A 17,234-nucleotide genomic window follows, 5' to 3' on the forward strand; every position below is an offset into this window, starting at 1 on the left:
GGTACGGCGCCCATTCCGGTGCGCGTTTCCCGATCAGTACAGGAACGACCTCGCGAAGGTGTTCACGTCGATGTTGACGCCGTTGAAGACCCGTTCAAAATGCTGCTGAACACCGACTCGGAGATTCCCGGACGCGTTCCAGCCACCGAAGGGAATCGGTGGCGGCGAGAGGAGATCGACGGGATCGTCAGGGAGGCCTGCCAGGGCAGTCGAGCCCGGCTGGACGGGCACGGCATCCCAGAGGGCGACGTCCGAGAACTCCGTCGTTCCCGCGCCCATGATGTCGTCCCACATCCGCGCGCCGGTGTACACGACGGGGCGTACTCCGGTGGATTGGACGCCCGTGATCATGTCGCGGGTGAGCGGCGGGCCGCCCGTTTCGATGTCGAGGGCGAAGAACTGGAGTCGGATGCGGAAGGAGCCCGTCGCCGCGATCCCCTCCTGCCAGCAGCGCGGATCTCTGGTGTACGCGGCGATCGCGAGACCGGCGTCGATGGCCATCGCGAGCTGCGCCTGGGTGCGGGCGAGAGGCGTGCACGTGCCGAACTCGGTGGAGCTGAGGATGTAAAGCCGGAACCCGGCTTCGTATGCCCGCACGAACCAGGCAGGATCGGAAATCGGATTGTCCGAATCCAGCGCCCTGATCGCCGGTGACGGTTGGGCCCGCGACGGCTGGGCCGGTGCCGTCGGCACCGGAGTGGGGACCGCGGTCTGGGAGGCCGCTGGGATACCGGAAGGGGCGGATGCCGCCGGGTCCTGTCGAATCGCTCCTGCCACCTGGATGGCCGCGAGGGGAAGGCCCACTGCAAGGATCACCAGCAACGCGGCCCCGACGATGGGAGGCGCAACCCGCCCCTTTCCCGGGTGTCTCGTGACGGAAAGCTTGCGCATTCGCTCAGTGTGCACCGGCATCACGGCGAAGAAAAGGGACCCACCGGGGACACGTGCATGCTGTCGGACGTGCCCTCGGACCCCGATGGATGTCTGGGGGGGCGTACAGTGAGGCAGCACCGCTCAGTCTCAGGTTCCAATGTCGCCCTGATGAAACGGCTGCCGCCGGGGATTCCTTTCCCCAAGCTCTTGAACACATCACTGGGGGAATGGCTTTCATGCGCGACCTTGCACCAACTATTTACCGGCAGCGGCTTGTCATCGAGGCCTACCCCGCTGAACCGATCAGCGCACCGCAGATCACGGACTACCTGTCAGGGCTTGCCCCGGTGCTCGACATGAAAGGCCTGATCGAACCCGTCACGCATCGCAGCGACCTGTACGGCTGGGCCGGGTGGACTCACTGGGAAACGTCGGGGGCGCATTTCTACGCGTGGGAACAACCGGTGCTCTTCTACAGTGTCGACATCTACACCTGCAAGCCGTTCGACCCCCTCGTGGCCGTCGAATACACCACGCGTTTCTTCGGGAGTGCCAGCGCCGAATACAAGGAGTTTTAGTGCCGACCCGCGACACCGATACCGAGATCGGCGCCGAGGTGTTCAGCCCCCGATACGACCTGAGCGATGCCGAGCTCGAGGATCTCACCGTGCGGCTCCTCGCCTCGCGCACGCGTGACCTCCCGGAGCACTACCGGCTGGTCGCGATCGAGGTCGACGGCCGGAGCCCGTTCTCCAATGTCGGCCGCCACGTGGAACGTGTCGTCTTCGAGGCGACGTTCGGCAACGATGCCGCGCAGATGACGGACGAGTACGGCGCGTACGAGGGTACGAGCACATTTTTCATCTCCATCGACAGGGACACCTGCACGCCGAGCGGGGTGCTGCGGATCATCGAGGATTCCCCCCATGGGCTCAAGAGCCTCAACGATGCCGCCCAGGAGCCGTTCAATCTGGAACTCGACGAGGCGTTCCGCTTTCACGCGATCACCGATCCGACCGAGATCTGGGACATCGGCACCGTCGCCGTCCTCCCCGACTACCGTCGCGGCGAAGCAGCGGTGAGCGTGCAGCTCTACCGCGCCATGTACCTCTCCGCGCTCGTGCACAGGATCAAGCACATTGTGTCCATCGTCGACGACCGCCCACTCCGCAAGATGCGGGACTTTCTGGGCATCCCGTTCGTGCCTCTTGCGGACACTCACCCCGGACCGTACCTCGGCTCGAAGAAGAGCCACGCCGTCTACGGGTACGTGCCGCACTTCCTGCCGAAGGCGCGGGCGCACCGCGATACCATGCGCGGCCTCCTCGTCCGCAACGCCCTGCAGCGCCTTGTCGACGGCACGGAAGACGACTCGATCAGCCTCGACGTCCAGCCCGACGCCTGAACGTCACTCGGGCGCTGTGCTGCCCGATCCAGAGATATTGACCAGCCAGCTCACGCCGAACGGGTCCACGAGCATCCCGAAGCTGTCTCCCCACGGTGCCCTCGCAAGCGGCTGGAGCACGGTCCCGCCCGCCGACAGTTTCTCGAAGTAGCCGCTCAGTTCCGCCGCGTCGTCCCCGCTGAGCGAGACCGAGACAGCGGTGCCCGGTGTCAGGTCCATGCTGTTCGGCGTGTCCGCCGCCATCAGGACCATCCCGCTGTTCGTCGTCAAAACGGAGTGCATGATCTTGTCGTCCTCCGCAGGATCCTCACTGGCGTGGAGTTCCGCGAAGGTACTGCGCGTGACCGTGCCGCCGAAGACCGACTCGTACAGGTCCATGGCCGCCCTGGCCGAATCACGGAACGAGAGATAGGGGTTGAGGGTTGTCATCTGAGACCTCCAGACCGGGGCGTGCCCGCCGTCGGGCCCGCGCTTCCGAGACATTATCGACCCCGGAACGGCAAAAGACGAGGCGGCGGATCCAGTCCTCGCACCTGTGAATGGCCTCGTGTGAGGCACTAGCCTTGCTGAATGGAACTCCGCCAGCTCGAACATTTCGTGATCGTCGCCGAGGAACGCCACTTCACCCGGGCCGCCGAGATCCTGCAGATCTCACAATCCGGTCTGTCGGCTTCCGTTCGGGCGCTCGAAAGCGAGCTCGGGACGTCACTCTTCATCCGCAGCACCCGCAGCGTCGAACTCTCGGTCGCCGGGCAGGCTTTTCTGGTCGAGGCGTTGCGCACGCTCGCGAGCGCCACCGCGGCCCAGAACGCCGTTGCGGCCGTGCGCGGCCTCATGCTGGGGAGCCTGACCGTCGGCGCCGAGCCGTGCCTGGGCTCGGTGGACCTTCCGGGAGAGCTCGCCCGCTTCCGCATGACGCATCCAGGGGTCGACGTACGTCTCAGGCACGCCGGATCGCTCGAGCTCATCGAGGGCGTCGCGAACGGCCGCACGGACGTCGCCCTTGTCGTTTCGGTCGGCGACCAGACTCCCGGCATCCGACTCAGTCCGCTCAGCACCCAGCGGCTCATCGTGCTCTGCCATCCCGATCACGCGTTCGCGGCAAGAGGCTCCGTCGACCTCGCATCCCTGCATGCCGAGTCACTCGTCGGGTTCCCCGCAGGCTGGGGCGCACACGTCCTCGCCCGCCGCGGTTTCGCCGCTGCCGGGTTCGATTACCGGGCTGCGCTCGAGGTCAACGACGTGCATCCGATGCTCGACCTCGTCGGTTACAACCTCGGTGTCGCGATCGTGCCGGAGAGTTTCGCAGCGAAGCGCCCTGACCTCCTGCGAGCCATTCAGATCGAGGATCCGATGCCGCCCTGGACGGCCGCGGTCGCCGTGGCGGACGAGCCCAGCCCGGCCGCCACGGCGTTCCTCACCCAGCTCGCGGGGATCAGCCCAGCAGCGCCAGTTCCTCAGGCGTGAGCGTGATGCCGGCAGCGTGAACCGAATCCCGGATGCTCTCCGGCCGCGAGGCGCCGGGGATCGGGATGACCACAGGGGACTTCGCAAGGTGCCAGGCCAGGCAGACGACCTGCGGGCTGACGCCGCGGTCTGCTGCTACCTGCTGGAACGGCGCAAAGCGTTCGCCGAGTCGGGACGCAGAGGAGATCCCACCGAGCGGGCTCCATGGGATGAAGGCGATTCCGAGTTCGGTGCAGAGCTCGAGCTCCGGTTCGCTGCTGCGGAACGCAGGAGAGAACTGGTTCTGCACGCTCGCGAGGCGTCCGCCGAGCAGTTCGCGAGCGAGCTTGATCTGATCGACGTTCGCATTGGAGATGCCGGCGAGGCGGATCGTGCCGGCGTCAAGGAGCTCGACGAGCGCCCCGATGGAATCGGCGTACGGCACCGCCGGGTCCGGCCTGTGGAACTGGTAGAGGCCGATCGCGTCGCCGCCGAGCCGCGCGAGTGAGGCCTCTGCGGCCTTCTTGAGGTACTCAGGGCGGCCGTCGACATACCAGGTGCCGTCACCGGGGCGCAGGTGCCCGCCCTTCGTCGCGACGAGCACGTCGCTGGTGTCCCCGCCCCACGACGCTATCGCTCCTGCGATGAGGGTTTCGTTGTGGCCGACCTCGTCGGCATGCAGGTGGTACGCGTCCGCGGTGTCGAACAGGGTCACGCCCTCGTCGAGGGCTGCGTGGATCGTCGCGACTGACCTGGCCGCATCCGGTCGTCCTTCGATCGACATCGGCATTCCGCCGAGTCCGATCGCGCTCACGGTTCGGTCGGCGATCATTCGGGTCTGCATCATTCGGGTCGGCATGGTTTCCTTCATTGAGCGGTTGGCTGGGCTGGCGGTATCTGCAGTATTCGTTGCGGGGCTGGTCACCAGGCGTAGTCCTCAGGGGCCGGCTTGTGCCCGGGGAAGATCTCATCGAGCCGGGCCAGAGCTGCGGCATCGAGGGTGACGTCGAGCGCCCGGAGACCGTCGTCGAGCTGGGCCTGGGTGCGCGGCCCGATGATCGGCGCCGTCACACCCGGCTGGTGCAGGAGCCAGGCCAGGGCCACGTCTCCCGGCTTGTGTCCCAGGTCTGCGGCGAAGTCCTCGAACGCCTGGATGGCCGGTCGGTGCGCGGCAAGCGTCTCGGCGGATCGCCCTTCGAGGCGCCGTCTGCCGTCGCGCTCCTTGCCGAGCACTCCCCCGAGGAGGCCGCCCTGTAGCGGGGACCAGGCGATCACGCCGAGCCCGTTCGCTCGTGCCGCCGGGAGCACTTCGAGTTCGAGGTCTCGCGTGAGGAGGTTGTAGATCGACTGCTCACTCACCAGACCGGTGAAGTTGCGACGTCGCGCTTCCGCCTGGGCCGTCGCGATGTGCCAGCCGGCGAAGTTGCTGCTGCCCGCGTAGAGGATCTTTCCCTGGGCGACGGCCGTCTCCATGGCCTGCCAGATCTCGTCCCAGGGCGTCTCCCTGTCGATGTGGTGGAACTGGTAGATGTCGATGTAGTCCGTCTGCAGTCGACGGAGGCTCGCGTCGAGGGCGCGACGGATGTTGAGGGCCGAGAGCCTGCCGTTGTTCGGCCAGTCCGAGGTCGTCCCGTAGAGCTTGGTGGCGAGGACGGTGCGCTCCCGGCGATCGCCACCGCGCGCGAACCACCGGCCAACGAGGGACTCGGTGGCCCCGGGCCCTCGCTCGCCGCCGTAGACGTTCGCCGTGTCGAAGTAGTTGATTCCCGAGGCGAGCGCCGAGTCCATGATGGAGTTCGCCTCCGGTTCCGGCGTGAGCGGCCCGAAGTTCATGGTGCCGAGGCACAGTCGCGAAACGGAGAGACCAGAGCGACCGAGGTGTGTGTATTCCATGACTTCAGCCTCCTCCGTGACCACTGATCTGTCCAACAGCCGTCATCGCTGTGATGGACCAGTTCGGGTTCTCAATCGCGCACCCGGAAAGCTGGGTACAGTTTCGAGCATGAAACTCACCGATATCGACCCGCCCGGTCGCAGTTTTTCGCGCTGGCTCACCGAGGAGGAGATCGGACGCGTGCTCGCGAGCGATCGCGGCTGGCGACTCGCCGAGGACGGGAGTGTCGTGGCCGGAAAGCTCAGGAAGGCCCGGATCGCCGACTCCCTCGGGGACCTCGGTCGCGCCGCCCTCGCCAACCGGTGGACCGCGCGGGCCGCGGCCCCCGGAAGCGACGGCAGCGGCCCGACGCACATCATGTGGGGTGTGTTCAATGCCCGCTCCGACACGGAGATCGCCGCGGAAATCGCCGCCGGGATCGCCGCCAGGGGCTGAACCAGCCTGGCGGCGACTCCGCAGGTGAGTCCTTACGCGGCCAGGGGCAGCGACTGTGCCGGTGCGGATGCCGCGGCCGCGACGACGAGCGCGCCGTCCGTGACCGAGACCTCGACACCGGTACTCGCCAGCAGGTCAGAGCCGACGAGAAGGTCGGCGATCTTGTCGTCGAGTTCCCGCTGGATCACGCGCCGGAGCGGTCGGGCACCGTACTCCGGTTCGTAACCACGCGTGGCGATCCAGTCGATCGCGTCCTCGCTCACGGTCAGGGCGAAGCCCTGGGCGGCGAGCCGGGTGCGCGTCCCGGCGAGCAGCATCCGCACGATGTCGTGCAGTTGCGGCGCGTCGAGCTTGCGGAACAGCACGATCTCGTCGAGCCGGTTCAGGAACTCCGGACGCATGGCTTCGCGGAGCTTGCCCATCACCCGGTCGCGGAGCGCCTTCTCCGAGCCGAAGCCGTTGTCGGCCCCGGCATCGATCAGGGCGGTGAAGCCGAGGGCGCCGCTCCGGCTGGCGAGGAATTCGGAGCCGAGGTTTGAGGTCATGATGATGACCGTGTTCCGGAAGTCGACGGTGCGACCCTGGCCGTCGGTCAGGCGTCCGTCGTCGAGCACCTGCAACAGCAGGTTGAATACGTCGGGGTGGGCCTTCTCGATCTCGTCGAGCAGGATCACCGAGTACGGGTTCCTGCGCACGCGCTCGGTCAGCTGCCCGGCCTCGTCGTAGCCGACGTAGCCGGGAGGGGAGCCGACGAGCCGGCTCACGGTGTGCCGTTCGCCGAACTCGCTCATGTCGAAGCGCACCATCGCGCGCTCGTCGCCGAACAACGATTCGGCGAGGGCCTTGGCGAGCTCGGTCTTACCGACGCCCGTCGGCCCGAGGAACAGGAAGCTGCCGACGGGTCGGCCGGCATCGTTCATGCCGGTGCGATTGCGGCGCACCGCCTTGGCGATGAGCGTGACGGCGTCGTCCTGTCCGACGACGCGTTCGTGCAGCTCGGCCTCGAGCAGGCCGAGGCGGGAACGGTCGTCCGCGGTGAGCCGGGCGATGGGGATGCCCGTTGCGCGGGCGATCACACCGGCGATCTCGGCCTCGCCGACGACGGCCTCTGCTGCAACGGCCCGGGCGGGGTCTTCCTGGAGCTCCAGCTGCGACTGGACCGTCTCGATCTCGTCCCGGAGCCGGGAGGCCTCCTCATACTGTTCGGTGAGGACTGCGGCCCTCTTGGCGTTCTCGAGCGTCACCACGCGCGCACGCAGGGCCTCGAGGGCCGCACGGTCGGGCAGGGAGCCGAGGGTCAGGCGCAGCCGGGCACCGGCCTGGTCGATCAGGTCGATGGCCTTGTCGGGCAGGAACCTGTCGGACACGTAACGGGCGGAGAGCTCGACGGCGGCGCGCAGCGCCTCGTCGGTGTAGCGCACGCCGTGGTGATCTTCGTAGCGGCCGCGCAGCCCCGCGAGGATGCTCACCGCGTCGTCGATGCTCGGCTCGCCGACCCGCACGGTCTGGAAACGGCGTTCGAGGGCCGGGTCCTTCTCGACCTTGCGGTACTCCTTGAGGGTCGTCGCGCCGATCACGTGCAGCTCACCGCGAGCCAGCCGCGGCTTGAGGATGTTCCCGGCGTCCATGCCCCCGTCGCCGGATCCGCCGGCGCCGACAACGGTATGCAGCTCGTCGATGAAGATCACGAGCTCGCCGCTGTGTGCGCTGATCTCGTCCATGGTCTTGCCGAGGCGTTCCTCGAAGTCGCCGCGGTACCTGGTCCCGGCGACCATCGCCGCGAGGTCGAGTGCGACGACGCGCTTGCCGCGCAGTTGCTCGGGCACGGTTCCCGCCACGATGGCCTGCGCGAGCCCTTCGACGACGGCGGTCTTGCCGACGCCGGCCTCTCCGATCAGAACCGGGTTGTTCTTGGTGCGCCGGGAGAGGATCTCGATCGTCTGTTCGATCTCGTCGGCACGGCCGATCACCGGGTCGAGTTTCCCGTCGCGGGCCCGGGCCGTGAGGTCGGTGCCGTAGGTGTCGAGCATGGGCGTCTCCGAAGCGGATGCCTGGGCAGGGGCCTGGCTCGTCGCATCCGCTTGCGGCTCGCGTGCACCGGCCTGGAGCGATTCCTGGGTCACGCCGGCCGCGGCGAGGACCTGGCCGGCCGGGGAGTCCTCGTTCACCACGAAGGCGAAGAAGAGATGTTCGGGGTCGATGTAGGTCGACCCGAAGGCGCGAGCGATCTGGTGCGCGTCGAGGAGGGCACGCTGGGCGGATGGGGTGAGTCCCGGCGTTGCGTCTCCGGTCGGGGCGGAGCGCTCCGGCAGGCGCTGCTCGGCGGCCAGGGCGAGGGCCGCGGGGTCTGCGCCGGCGTTCCGGATCGCCTGGGCCGCCGGTTCGCGCAGGACGAGGACCCGGAGGATGTGCAGGACGTCGACGTGGGAGTGCCCGTGGTCGACCGCGTACTGGGCGGCCTCGGCGAGCACCTCGTGGGTGCGGCGGCTGAGCAGCCGGGTGATGTCGATCGGGCGCCCTGCTGGCGCGGCGCCCTGCTGGCCCTGCAGGTACCGGGCGATGAACTCGTCGAACGAACCGTTGCCGGAATCCGCGGGACCGAAGAATGTAGGCACGAGACCTCCTGATCTTGAAACTTGAGTGCTATTGACTCAACTCAACGTCAGGCCGTGGGTTTCATTCCCGCCTCATGCTGGGAAACCCCCGGTTACGCGGTCCGCGAACGGAGTGCGAACAGGCCGAGAGGTTCAGGCCCCGAGGATGCCGCGGGCCACGACGACGACGACGGTCACAGCCGCGACGCCCAGCGCGATCAGGACCAGGCCCCGGCCGCGGACGCCGGCGGGCATGACCCGGAGCGCGCGCATCGAGTATGCGAGCCCGACGAGGACAGCGATGACTCCCCAGAACGGGAGCACGAGTGCGAGGACGAATCCGGCGAGGGTGATCCAGAATCCCAGCGAGCGCCCCGGTGTCCTCGTCCAGTCGGCACGCGGCGCGCCGAGGGCGATCAGTCGGTTGTCCTGCATGTTCGCACGCGGATCGTCCACTGTCAGCCCCCGTTGTATCGAATACCAGTCTGCCACGCGGCGCGATCGTTCAGCGCGATCGTTCAGCGCGATCGTTCAGCGCGATCGTTCAGCGGCGCTCAAAGCCACCGCGGCGGGTCGGCCGGAGTCCCGCTGCTCGAGCTCACGCCGGAACCGCCACGCCCGGTCGCCCACTGGACGAGGCCCGCGAGGCTTCCGGACACGACGACGGGATGCGCGGAATGGAGGTCGCCGAACCTGCGCTCGGCAGGGGAATCGGTCACGGAGAGCACGAAGTCTCCTCCATCTCCCCGGGTCGCCCAGACCGAGGTGATCTCGGTGAGCAGGCGATCGAGCACCTCGACGGGCACGTCGTCGAAGGAGGCGCCGGTCGCGAGGTCGATCGTATGCACCCAGAGTTCCTGGTTGCGCATCCACACGGTCTCGGAGACGGCGATCTCCCGGCCGCTCGGGGTCCGGACCAGGTGGCTCCACGTCTCGGGGGTGAGCCGGCGCCACGCGGCGTCGAGCTGGATGGTCGCGACGTCGAAGAGGGTCCGCAGGGCGTCGCGGTCGAGCTCGGCCCCGGCGGCGATGTCGCTGTCGCGAGCCGCGTTGGAGGCGTACATCGGCGTTTCGACCTCGGTGCGCGCCCAAGTCACGAGCCTTACGATGCCCCTCGCGTTGTATGCGACGTGCGCGATCACGTGACGGCGGCTCCAGCCGGGCAACAGCGAGTCCCCGTCGAGGTCGACGTTCGACAACCCGTTGAGCTCGTGCGCGAAGAACGCGGTCGCGCGACGAGCGAGCAGGAGTTGCGCGAGCAGCTCGGGGTCAGCGGGGAGAGCGGTAGGTGCGGGCATTCCCCCATTCTCGCAGGGAACCGATCAGATCGAGGGCTGGAAGCCGCCCGTCGGACTGAAGGACGCGTCGATCGTGAACGGGTCGCGCACGGAATTCGAGCGATCCGATGCCGCGATGAGAGCCGCGAGTTCCCCGGCCGCCCTGTCGATGCGGTCGGGCAGCGTCTTGACCGTGTCCGCGCCGCTTCCCCAGTCCTCCGATGCGGCGAACACCGCGGTTGTGGCGACGACGGCGTGCAGGTAGGTGAACATCGGGCGGATGGCGTAGTCGAGGGCCAGGGAATGGCGTGCGGTGCCCGCCGTCGCTGCGATGACCGTCGGCATGTCGGTCAACGACCGGTTGTCGATGACGTCGAAGAACGACTTGAACAGGCCGCTCGCGCTGGTCGTGAAGATCGGGGTGACGGCGATGAGCCCGTCCGCGCCGGTCACGGCTTCGATCACCGCATCGAGCTTCGGGCTCGGGAACCCGGTGAGCATGTTGTTCATCACGTCGAGGGCGACATCGCGCAGTTCGAAGATCCTGACCTCGGTGGGGATGACCCTTTCGGCCAGTCGGGCGGAGGTCGCCTCCGCGAGACGGTCGGCGAGCATCCTCGTGGAGGACGGCTGGCTGAGGCCTGCGGTGACGACCGCAATGGTACGGGTGCGTTCCGACATGGCTAGGCCACCTCTGCCGGAGCGCCGACGGATGCGCCGACGGGAGCCGCGGCAGCCGCAGCGACGAGCGACGCGTGGGTCGGGGCGTCCGGAACCGTTGCCGGACGGTTCTTCGCGAATTCGCGGCGCAGCACGGGCACGACCTCTTCACCGAGCAGATCGAGCTGTTCGAGCACGCTCTTGAGCGGCAGTCCGGCGTGATCCATCAGAAACAGCTGGCGCTGGTAGTCGCCCACGTAATCCCGGAAGCCGAGCGTGCGGTCGATGACTTCCTGCGGGCTGCCGACGGTGAGCGGCGTCTGCGAGGTGAACTCCTCGAGGCTCGGGCCGTGGCCGTACACGGGCGCGTTGTCGAAGTACGGGCGGAACTCCTTCACGGCGTCCTGCGAGTTCTTGCGCATGAAGACCTGGCCGCCGAGTCCGACGATCGCCTGCTCGGCGGTGCCGTGGCCGTAGTGCTCGAAGCGCTGGCGATAGAAACCGACCATCTTCGCGGTGTGCGAGGCCGGCCAGAAGATGTGGTTGGCGAAGAAACCGTCGCCGTAGAACGCGGCCTGCTCGGCGATCTCCGGGGTGCGGATGCTGCCGTGCCAGACGAACGGCGCGACGCCGTCCAGGGGGCGAGGCGTCGACTGGAAGCCCTGCAGCGGGGTGCGGAACTGGCCCTCCCAGTCCACGAATTCCTCAGCCCAGAGCCGGCGCAGGAGCGCGTAGTTCTCGAGCGCGAGGGGAATGCCCTGGCGGATGTCCTGGCCGAACCACGGGTAGACCGGGCCGGTGTTGCCGCGGCCAAGGGTGAGATCTACCCGGCCGTCGGCGACATGCTGGAGCATCGCGAAGTCTTCGGCGATCTTGACCGGGTCACTCGTCGTGATCAGGGTCGTCGCCGTGGAGAGGATGATGCGCTCTGTCTTGGCCGCGATGTAGCCGAGCATCGTGGTCGGGCTCGAGGGAACGAAGGGCGGATTGTGGTGCTCACCGGTTGCAAAGACGTCGAGTCCGACTTCCTCGACCTTCTGGGCGATCGTCAGGATCGCCTTGATGCGCTCCTGCTCGGTCGGGGTACGGCCGGTGGTCGGGTCGGTTGTCAGGTCCCCGACCGAAAAGATTCCGAACTGCATGGTCAGCCTCTCTGAGTGTTCACTGCATTTTCTCGGGCAGTTTTTCAATGCATTTGCATGGACATCGTACCCAACCTCGATCGGGGGTTTCCTATTCCCGCACGACGGAGACCTCGCCTGAGACATGGTGGTACTCAGGAATATCTCATGGATCGCCGATATCCGGCCGTTGACATCTCGGAGTGAATCACATAACGTTCCTCCAAAGCTCCTCCGCCCGATGAAGTGCTTCAGGATCCCCGTCGGCCGTTCGGTAACCCGCCGTACTGCCGCACTCGAGAAACCGCTTCATCACGGAAGGACCACCGATGCGGGAACGACTCCAGGCTTCGCCTCACGTCGGTTCGCGACATCATCCGCTGCGCCGCTCATCGGCCCCCACCACGCGCTGAGAGCGCCGACCAGGAAGGCCCGACACCACTGCCGGGACGCCCCCGGTTTGCTCGCCGCCGCAGCTCCCCCACACTCACCCCAGAGAAAGAATTGGGTATCCCCATGAACCACGAATCCTCCGACCTGCCGCAGAAGTCCGAACACACGGAGAACTACGAGAATACCGAGCACACCGAGCACACCGAGCACACCGAGAACGTCGCATACACCGAGAGCCTGAAGCATGCCGACGAACCGGAGCACGGCCACACCCTGGCGCCGTCGGAGGTGGGCAGCATGTTCGCCGAGTACCGGCGTCGCCAGCTGAACATCTTCCGCGAACGCGAATCGACCCTCGAGCTCGACGACACCGCCATCTAGCCCACAGCGATCTGGCGGGGATCAGCAGGCCGGCCACTGGGCTCCGTGCACCAGGTCCAGGACGGCCCGCAACTCGCGGGCCTCGATCTGGCCCGGAGCGCTCGAGGCTCCGACGGAACCGAAGGTGACACAGGAACCGAAGGCCTCTCCGGCCAACCTCGACACCACGCCGAGTCCCCCCATGGACATCGCGATCACCGGGCGCCGGGCCTGCTCGGCGACGAACTCGGCGGTCGCGTCCATCAGGGTGAGGACATCGCGCGGGCTCGACGGCATCACCGCGAGCTTGAGCACATCCGCCCCGAGTGCCTGCTGCTCCGCGAAGCGTGCGAGGATCTCGGCCCGCGGCGGCGTGGACTCGAAGTCATGCGAGGACATCACGACGATGACGCCCGCCTCGTGGGCCGCGCTCACGATGCGGAGCAGGCACGACCGCTCGGTGAAGAGTTCGACGTCGACCGCATCGACCCCGGCGGCGATCGCCAGCCCGAGCAGGTCGGCGTAGGCCTCCGGGAGGATGTCCCGCTGCCCGCCTTCCCGTTTCGTGCGGAAAGTGAAGATCAGCGGGACGTCATCCGGAAGAGCCGCACGCAGGGTGACGATCGCTTCCCGGACGGCCGCTGGGGTATCCCATTCGGAGAAGAAGTCGATCCGGAGTTCGACGAGGTCATAGTCCCCGGCGATGAGCCCGGAGGCGGCCGCCGCGAGGTCGGCGATCGTCGCCCCGACCAGAGGAACGCAGATCTGCGGCCTGCCCTCGCCGAGCACGATTGAGCGCATCCGCAGGGTTGGCCGCGCCGTCGCGCCGGTCATGAGGCCTCTCCCCCTGCCGGGGAGTGGGCAGGCGCAAGGCCGACGGCCGACCGCATGGCAGCGCGGATGCCCGCCTCACCGGGCAGGGGTTCGTCCTGTTCCCCGCCGGCGAAGATGCGCACCTGGCTGATCGCCTGCTCGACGAGCATGTCGAGCCCGCTGAAGACGACGCCGCCTGCGGCACCCCAGCCCTCCGCGATCGGGCTCGGCCACGGGTCGTATGCCACGTCGAAGAGGATGGAACCGGCATCCAGGGGCCGGAGGTCGAGGCCGTCCGCAACCCCGCCTGGAAGCGTGCTGATCACGAAGGAGAGCGGGTCGGCCGGGTCGAGCCCGTCGAGCCGCCGAACCCGCACGGGGACCCCGAGCCGGTCGCCGAGTGCCGACAGGTCGGTGGCCCTGGCGGGATCCCGCAGGTAGACCGTGATCTCCCCCGCGCCGAGCGCGTGAGCCGCGTAGAGTGCCGAGGCTGCCGTCGCACCACCGCCGAGGATCGCAGCAGAGGAGGGTCGAGCAGAGTCCAGCGTCGAAACCGTACGGACGATGCCGTCGACGTCGGTGTTGAAGCCGTGCAACCGGCGCCTGCCATTGTCGGTCGTGAACAGCACAGTGTTCGCGACGCCGAGGTCGTCGACGAGCGACGAGGTCGTGTCGAGCAGCGGGATGACCTCGCGTTTGAGCGGCATGGTGAGGCTGAGCCCGAGCCAGCTGTCGTCGAGGGAGGCGAGCCACGAGGTCAGCTCGCCCGAGCCGACCTCGGCCCGGGAATAGTCGAACGGGAGACCGAGCAGGGTGTACGCCGTCGTGTGCAGCACGGGCGAGCGCGAATGCCCGATGGGAGACCCCAGCACCGCGAGGCGGCGGCGGCCCGCCGGGAAAACGGGTTCAGGCACGAGCCCCTCCGATTCGATTCTTCGACAGATCCAGCGATAGCGGCACGTGAGATGCGGCAGACCGCTGCTCAATGGTAGTGTCCCGAATATGTCTCTACACGCAACAAATGGTCGCCGCAGTGTCGCGGCCCGTGGGTCGGTGCGCTGATGCTCAGGATCGGAATCCTCGGTGCCGCCGGCATCGCGCCGTCCGCGATCATCCGACCCGCCCGGCGACGCACCGATGTCGTGATCGCCGCGGTCGCCTCGCGCCGGGCATCCGCTGCCGTAGCCTATGCCCAGAAACACGGCATCGAACGCTCATACGGTGACTACCACGCACTCCTTGCGGACCCGGAGATCGACCTCGTCTATGTCGCGCTGCCGCCCTCGGAGCACGCTGCGTGGTCGATTGCAGCACTCGAGGCAGGCAAGGACGTGCTGTGCGAAAAGCCCTTCGCGATGAACGCTGTCCAGGCCGGGCTGATGCGCCAGGCGGCCGCAGAGACCGGGCAGCGTCTCATCGAGGCGTTCCACGACCGCTATCACCCGCTCAGCCTCGAGCTCGACGCCATTGTTGCGTCCGGCCGGCTCGGCGACGTCGTGTCCCTGCGCGGCGAATTCTCCGGCAGCAATCCCTTCGACCCGACATCGATCCGGCACATCCCGGCCCTCGGTGGTGGTTCGTTGATGGACCTCGGGTGCTACCCGTTGCACTGGGTGCGGGCCCTCACCGGTGAGGAACCCCTCGTCACGAGCGCCGTCGCCACCCTGAACCCGCTGGGGGCCGACATGAGCATGGATGCCGCGCTGATGTTCCCCTCCGGCGTCACCGCCCGGGTCTCCTCGAGCATGATCGCGGGCACTCCCCTCAACACCTCGTTCGATATCGTCGGGACAAAGGGCACCGTGCACGTGGACAACATGGTCTTCCCGTCCCGCGGCCACAGCATCCGCGAAGTCAGCCGGGGAATCGAACGCTGGCTCACCGTGCGCGGCAACGAGACCTACGATCACCAGCTCGATGCGGTCGCGCGCGGCCTTGCGAGCGGCGAGTCGCTCCTCACCGAGGGGTACGATTCGGTCGCCAATATGGCGGCCATCGATGCCATCTACGCCGCGGCGGGGATCGAACGCGCCGTCGGGTAGCGGTGGATCCGGGGTCGGTCCGGACCGCAGCCGCGCCCGGGTCAGTCGCGTCTGGGTGGTCCGGTGAGGACCTGGTGGGCGCGGTGTCGGTTCGGTGGCCGCCAGAGCCGGTGCGGGTCGATGAGTCCGGGGGCCCGCACTTGCGGTGATCCTTTCACCATGCGGATCTCCCACCCCGAGGTGTCGATGGTGTGGTGGTGGAACCAGCACAGGAGCACCCCGTTGTCCACGTTCGTTGGGCCGCCGGTGGCCCACGGCTTCACATGGTGGACCTCGGCCCAGTGCGCCGGGGCCTTGCACCCGGGGATGATGCACCCGCCGTCCCGGGCGGTGATCGCCCGGCGTTGGGCCCGGTTGAAGTAACGCCGTTCCGGACCGAGCTTGAGCACTTGGTTGTTCGCCCCGAACAGGACCCCTTGGAAGCCACCGTCACAGATCCGCTGACGCACCGTCTTCAAAGACACCGGGGCTTCGACCCCGTCGATCCACCCGACCCCGACCCCGGAGGCGAGGTCGGCCGCGTTCACGTGCACCATCACCGTCGGCGCCGACCCGCCCATGCTGGGCGTGTCCGTGTCCCGGGCCGCGTGTTCGAACAACGCCTGCAGGATGTCAGCGCGTTTCTCCCCGCCCGTGCGGGTGTCCGCGCGCCGCTCCCGCAGCTCCGCCTCGATCACGTCAAGATCCGGGCCCGTGTCGGTCTCGCCGTCCGCAGTCTCGGCGCCGGGAATCAACTGCCCCGAATCCATCAGCGCCTGTTCCTCGGCGGTGGGGAACGCCGGGCGGGCGTGGAAACTCAGGAAGGCGTCGAAGAGGGTGTTCATCACCCCGAACAATTCCGGTGTCACCCCGCCCTTGACCGGGTACAAGCCGTTCTTGAGTTGTCCGAAGCCGATGTTCGACTTCGCCTCGAACACGTCCTCCTGCGGGAGCACCCCGTCGGGGTCGAGGATGGCCTGCCACTGCACCACCATGCCCCGGATCAGGTCCGTCGCCGCAGGCACCCCGGCGCCGGCGAGGACCTCGGTCTCCGGGGTGATCCACCCGGCCGCCGTGGCGACCAGGGCACGCTCGGCGACCTCCACCTCCGCCGGGACCGCCCGGTGACTGACCGACCCGAGCCCCGTGATGATCAGCTCGGCCGCTTCCACCCCGATGTCCCCCGCGGTCAACGCGGCCCCCACCACCGGGAACAACGGCGGCAACACCGCCAACCCCGCCCGGCGGGGCAACACCGCGTCCCCGAGCTTGATGCGCCGCTTCACTTCCCGCCCCGACACCCGCGTCACCCGGGTCAACACATCCCACGGGCCCCGGCAACCCATCTTCCACGCCAGGCCCTCCCGGCCCAGCACCCGCGCCCGCCGGTCCACATCCGTCGCGGTATTCACCCGGGCCGCATCCACCGTCCGCCCGATAGCCTCCACTTCCTTGAGTGTCGTGACCGCTTCCGCGTCACTGAGCAACCCCACTGGGATGGCCGACAGTGCGTCTGCGAGAGCCGAACGCGCCTCGGCGAGCCGGGCGACAGCATCCGCATGAACCGACGGAACCGACCCGGCCAGACCTTCAGCGCCCTCGAAACCCACGGCAACCGCCACGGGATGGGCCGACTCGACACCCACGGTGGGCTGATCCCCATCGGCCCCGGAACGGGGTGTCTGCGGGGTGTGTGACTGGGGATCTGAAGCTCCTGCCATACCCCGATTCTACCTCGAATCGAACACGAATGCGAGCTTTACTCACTTAATTTCAAGCCCTACCTCACGAAATTCATACCTGAAACGGCCTTACGATTCCAGTGAGATAGGAATCGTTCGATCATGGCCGAACAGCTTGGGTTCAGGGGCAATTCAGATTTGGTCATCTCACTGAAATCGTAAGGCCGACCTGAAAACGAGTAAATCAATCCCGTGGTGAC

At 67.6% G+C, this 17,234-nt stretch carries 18 protein-coding genes; 6 read left to right on the top strand and 12 right to left on the bottom strand.

From position 1 onward, the window contains the following. Positions 1–33: 33 nt before the first annotated feature. Positions 34–891 (bottom strand): hypothetical protein, encoded by an 858-nt coding sequence (locus RCH22_RS08985; RefSeq protein WP_327013679.1) that lies wholly within the window; start codon positions 889–891, stop codon positions 34–36. Positions 892–1,109: 218 nt separating this feature from the next. On the opposite strand from RCH22_RS08985, the gene RCH22_RS08990 reads away from it, so the two are divergent. Beyond that, positions 1,110–1,451 (top strand): S-adenosylmethionine decarboxylase, encoded by a 342-nt coding sequence (locus tag RCH22_RS08990; protein WP_327013680.1) that lies wholly within the window; start codon positions 1,110–1,112, stop codon positions 1,449–1,451. Beyond that, positions 1,451–2,278 carry a hypothetical protein gene (locus tag RCH22_RS08995; RefSeq protein ID WP_327013681.1) on the top strand — a complete coding sequence of 276 codons (828 nt, stop codon included), beginning with the start codon at positions 1,451–1,453 and terminating at the stop codon, positions 2,276–2,278. Before RCH22_RS08990 ends, RCH22_RS08995 begins: the two co-directional genes overlap by 1 nt. 3 nt (positions 2,279–2,281) lie before the next feature. On the opposite strand, the gene RCH22_RS09000 is transcribed toward RCH22_RS08995, so the two are convergent. Next, positions 2,282–2,707 (bottom strand): VOC family protein, encoded by a 426-nt coding sequence (locus tag RCH22_RS09000; RefSeq protein WP_327013682.1) that lies wholly within the window; start codon positions 2,705–2,707, stop codon positions 2,282–2,284. A gap of 141 nt (positions 2,708–2,848) precedes the next feature. Between RCH22_RS09000 and RCH22_RS09005 the strand changes: the two genes are divergently transcribed. After that, entirely contained in the window at positions 2,849–3,745 is an 897-nt protein-coding gene (locus RCH22_RS09005; protein ID WP_327013683.1) for a LysR family transcriptional regulator, read from the top strand. Here the strand turns inward: RCH22_RS09005 and RCH22_RS09010 are convergent. Together RCH22_RS09010 and RCH22_RS09015 are read right to left on the bottom strand one after the other, a co-directional pair. Beyond that, positions 3,714–4,568 (bottom strand): aldo/keto reductase, encoded by an 855-nt coding sequence (locus tag RCH22_RS09010; protein ID WP_327015486.1) that lies wholly within the window; start codon positions 4,566–4,568, stop codon positions 3,714–3,716. The genes RCH22_RS09005 and RCH22_RS09010 overlap by 32 nt on opposite strands. A gap of 77 nt (positions 4,569–4,645) precedes the next feature. Beyond that, complete coding sequence (locus tag RCH22_RS09015) at positions 4,646–5,617, bottom strand: aldo/keto reductase (RefSeq protein WP_327013684.1); 972 nt, start codon at positions 5,615–5,617, stop codon at positions 4,646–4,648. A 109-nt stretch (positions 5,618–5,726) separates the two neighbouring features. On the opposite strand from RCH22_RS09015, the gene RCH22_RS09020 reads away from it, so the two are divergent. Further along, entirely contained in the window at positions 5,727–6,053 is a 327-nt protein-coding gene (locus RCH22_RS09020) for a hypothetical protein (RefSeq protein ID WP_327013685.1), read from the top strand. A gap of 32 nt (positions 6,054–6,085) precedes the next feature. Here RCH22_RS09020 and RCH22_RS09025 read toward each other — a convergent pair whose 3' ends face one another. The 5 genes from RCH22_RS09025 to RCH22_RS09045 form a co-directional block, all read right to left on the bottom strand. Further along, a complete protein-coding gene (locus tag RCH22_RS09025; RefSeq protein WP_327013686.1) occupies positions 6,086–8,668 on the bottom strand; it encodes an ATP-dependent Clp protease ATP-binding subunit in 2,583 nt (860 codons plus the stop codon). A gap of 132 nt (positions 8,669–8,800) precedes the next feature. Continuing rightward, on the bottom strand, positions 8,801–9,103 hold the full coding sequence (locus tag RCH22_RS09030; RefSeq protein ID WP_327013687.1) for a hypothetical protein: 303 nt from the start codon (positions 9,101–9,103) through the stop codon (positions 8,801–8,803). Positions 9,104–9,201: 98 nt separating this feature from the next. After that, positions 9,202–9,945 carry a maleylpyruvate isomerase family mycothiol-dependent enzyme gene (locus tag RCH22_RS09035; RefSeq protein ID WP_327013688.1) on the bottom strand — a complete coding sequence of 248 codons (744 nt, stop codon included), beginning with the start codon at positions 9,943–9,945 and terminating at the stop codon, positions 9,202–9,204. Between the two features lie 24 nt (positions 9,946–9,969). Continuing rightward, positions 9,970–10,605: an FMN reductase gene (locus tag RCH22_RS09040; RefSeq protein WP_327013689.1), complete on the bottom strand. Its 636-nt coding sequence runs from the start codon at positions 10,603–10,605 to the stop codon at positions 9,970–9,972. A gap of 2 nt (positions 10,606–10,607) precedes the next feature. Beyond that, positions 10,608–11,726 carry an LLM class flavin-dependent oxidoreductase gene (locus RCH22_RS09045; RefSeq protein WP_327013690.1) on the bottom strand — a complete coding sequence of 373 codons (1,119 nt, stop codon included), beginning with the start codon at positions 11,724–11,726 and terminating at the stop codon, positions 10,608–10,610. Between the two features lie 495 nt (positions 11,727–12,221). Between RCH22_RS09045 and RCH22_RS09050 the strand changes: the two genes are divergently transcribed. Beyond that, positions 12,222–12,479 carry a hypothetical protein gene (locus RCH22_RS09050; RefSeq protein ID WP_327013691.1) on the top strand — a complete coding sequence of 86 codons (258 nt, stop codon included), beginning with the start codon at positions 12,222–12,224 and terminating at the stop codon, positions 12,477–12,479. 21 nt (positions 12,480–12,500) lie between these two features. Here the strand turns inward: RCH22_RS09050 and aroD are convergent, their stop codons facing one another. Together aroD and RCH22_RS09060 are read right to left on the bottom strand one after the other, a co-directional pair. Next, positions 12,501–13,292: a type I 3-dehydroquinate dehydratase gene (gene aroD / locus RCH22_RS09055; protein WP_327013692.1), complete on the bottom strand. Its 792-nt coding sequence runs from the start codon at positions 13,290–13,292 to the stop codon at positions 12,501–12,503. Then, positions 13,289–14,185 carry a shikimate dehydrogenase gene (locus RCH22_RS09060; protein ID WP_327013693.1) on the bottom strand — a complete coding sequence of 299 codons (897 nt, stop codon included), beginning with the start codon at positions 14,183–14,185 and terminating at the stop codon, positions 13,289–13,291. Before RCH22_RS09060 ends, aroD begins: the two co-directional genes overlap by 4 nt. Positions 14,186–14,332: 147 nt before the next feature. On the opposite strand from RCH22_RS09060, the gene RCH22_RS09065 reads away from it, so the two are divergent. Then, positions 14,333–15,313 carry a Gfo/Idh/MocA family oxidoreductase gene (locus RCH22_RS09065; RefSeq protein WP_327013694.1) on the top strand — a complete coding sequence of 327 codons (981 nt, stop codon included), beginning with the start codon at positions 14,333–14,335 and terminating at the stop codon, positions 15,311–15,313. 41 nt (positions 15,314–15,354) lie between these two features. Here RCH22_RS09065 and RCH22_RS09070 read toward each other — a convergent pair whose 3' ends face one another. Continuing rightward, positions 15,355–17,013: a DUF222 domain-containing protein gene (locus RCH22_RS09070; protein WP_327013695.1), complete on the bottom strand. Its 1,659-nt coding sequence runs from the start codon at positions 17,011–17,013 to the stop codon at positions 15,355–15,357. Positions 17,014–17,234 lie beyond the last annotated feature (221 nt).

Origin of the sequence: Cryobacterium sp. GrIS_2_6, from assembly GCF_035984545.1 — a bacterium.
Taxonomy (GTDB): Bacteria; Actinomycetota; Actinomycetes; order Actinomycetales; family Microbacteriaceae; genus Cryobacterium.

Coding starts and splice junctions, on each gene's coding strand:
- RCH22_RS09035 (WP_327013688.1), bottom strand. CDS start 9,945: ATGCCCGCACCTACCGCTCTCCCCGCTGACCCCGAGCTGCTCGCGCAA.
- RCH22_RS09020 (WP_327013685.1), top strand. CDS start 5,727: ATGAAACTCACCGATATCGACCCGCCCGGTCGCAGTTTTTCGCGCTGG.
- aroD (WP_327013692.1), bottom strand. CDS start 13,292: ATGACCGGCGCGACGGCGCGGCCAACCCTGCGGATGCGCTCAATCGTG.
- RCH22_RS09040 (WP_327013689.1), bottom strand. CDS start 10,605: ATGTCGGAACGCACCCGTACCATTGCGGTCGTCACCGCAGGCCTCAGC.
- RCH22_RS09000 (WP_327013682.1), bottom strand. CDS start 2,707: ATGACAACCCTCAACCCCTATCTCTCGTTCCGTGATTCGGCCAGGGCG.
- RCH22_RS09065 (WP_327013694.1), top strand. CDS start 14,333: ATGCTCAGGATCGGAATCCTCGGTGCCGCCGGCATCGCGCCGTCCGCG.
- RCH22_RS09070 (WP_327013695.1), bottom strand. CDS start 17,013: ATGGCAGGAGCTTCAGATCCCCAGTCACACACCCCGCAGACACCCCGT.
- RCH22_RS09005 (WP_327013683.1), top strand. CDS start 2,849: ATGGAACTCCGCCAGCTCGAACATTTCGTGATCGTCGCCGAGGAACGC.
- RCH22_RS09045 (WP_327013690.1), bottom strand. CDS start 11,726: ATGCAGTTCGGAATCTTTTCGGTCGGGGACCTGACAACCGACCCGACC.
- RCH22_RS09010 (WP_327015486.1), bottom strand. CDS start 4,568: ATGCAGACCCGAATGATCGCCGACCGAACCGTGAGCGCGATCGGACTC.
- RCH22_RS08985 (WP_327013679.1), bottom strand. CDS start 891: ATGCGCAAGCTTTCCGTCACGAGACACCCGGGAAAGGGGCGGGTTGCG.
- RCH22_RS09015 (WP_327013684.1), bottom strand. CDS start 5,617: ATGGAATACACACACCTCGGTCGCTCTGGTCTCTCCGTTTCGCGACTG.
- RCH22_RS09050 (WP_327013691.1), top strand. CDS start 12,222: ATGAACCACGAATCCTCCGACCTGCCGCAGAAGTCCGAACACACGGAG.
- RCH22_RS08990 (WP_327013680.1), top strand. CDS start 1,110: ATGCGCGACCTTGCACCAACTATTTACCGGCAGCGGCTTGTCATCGAG.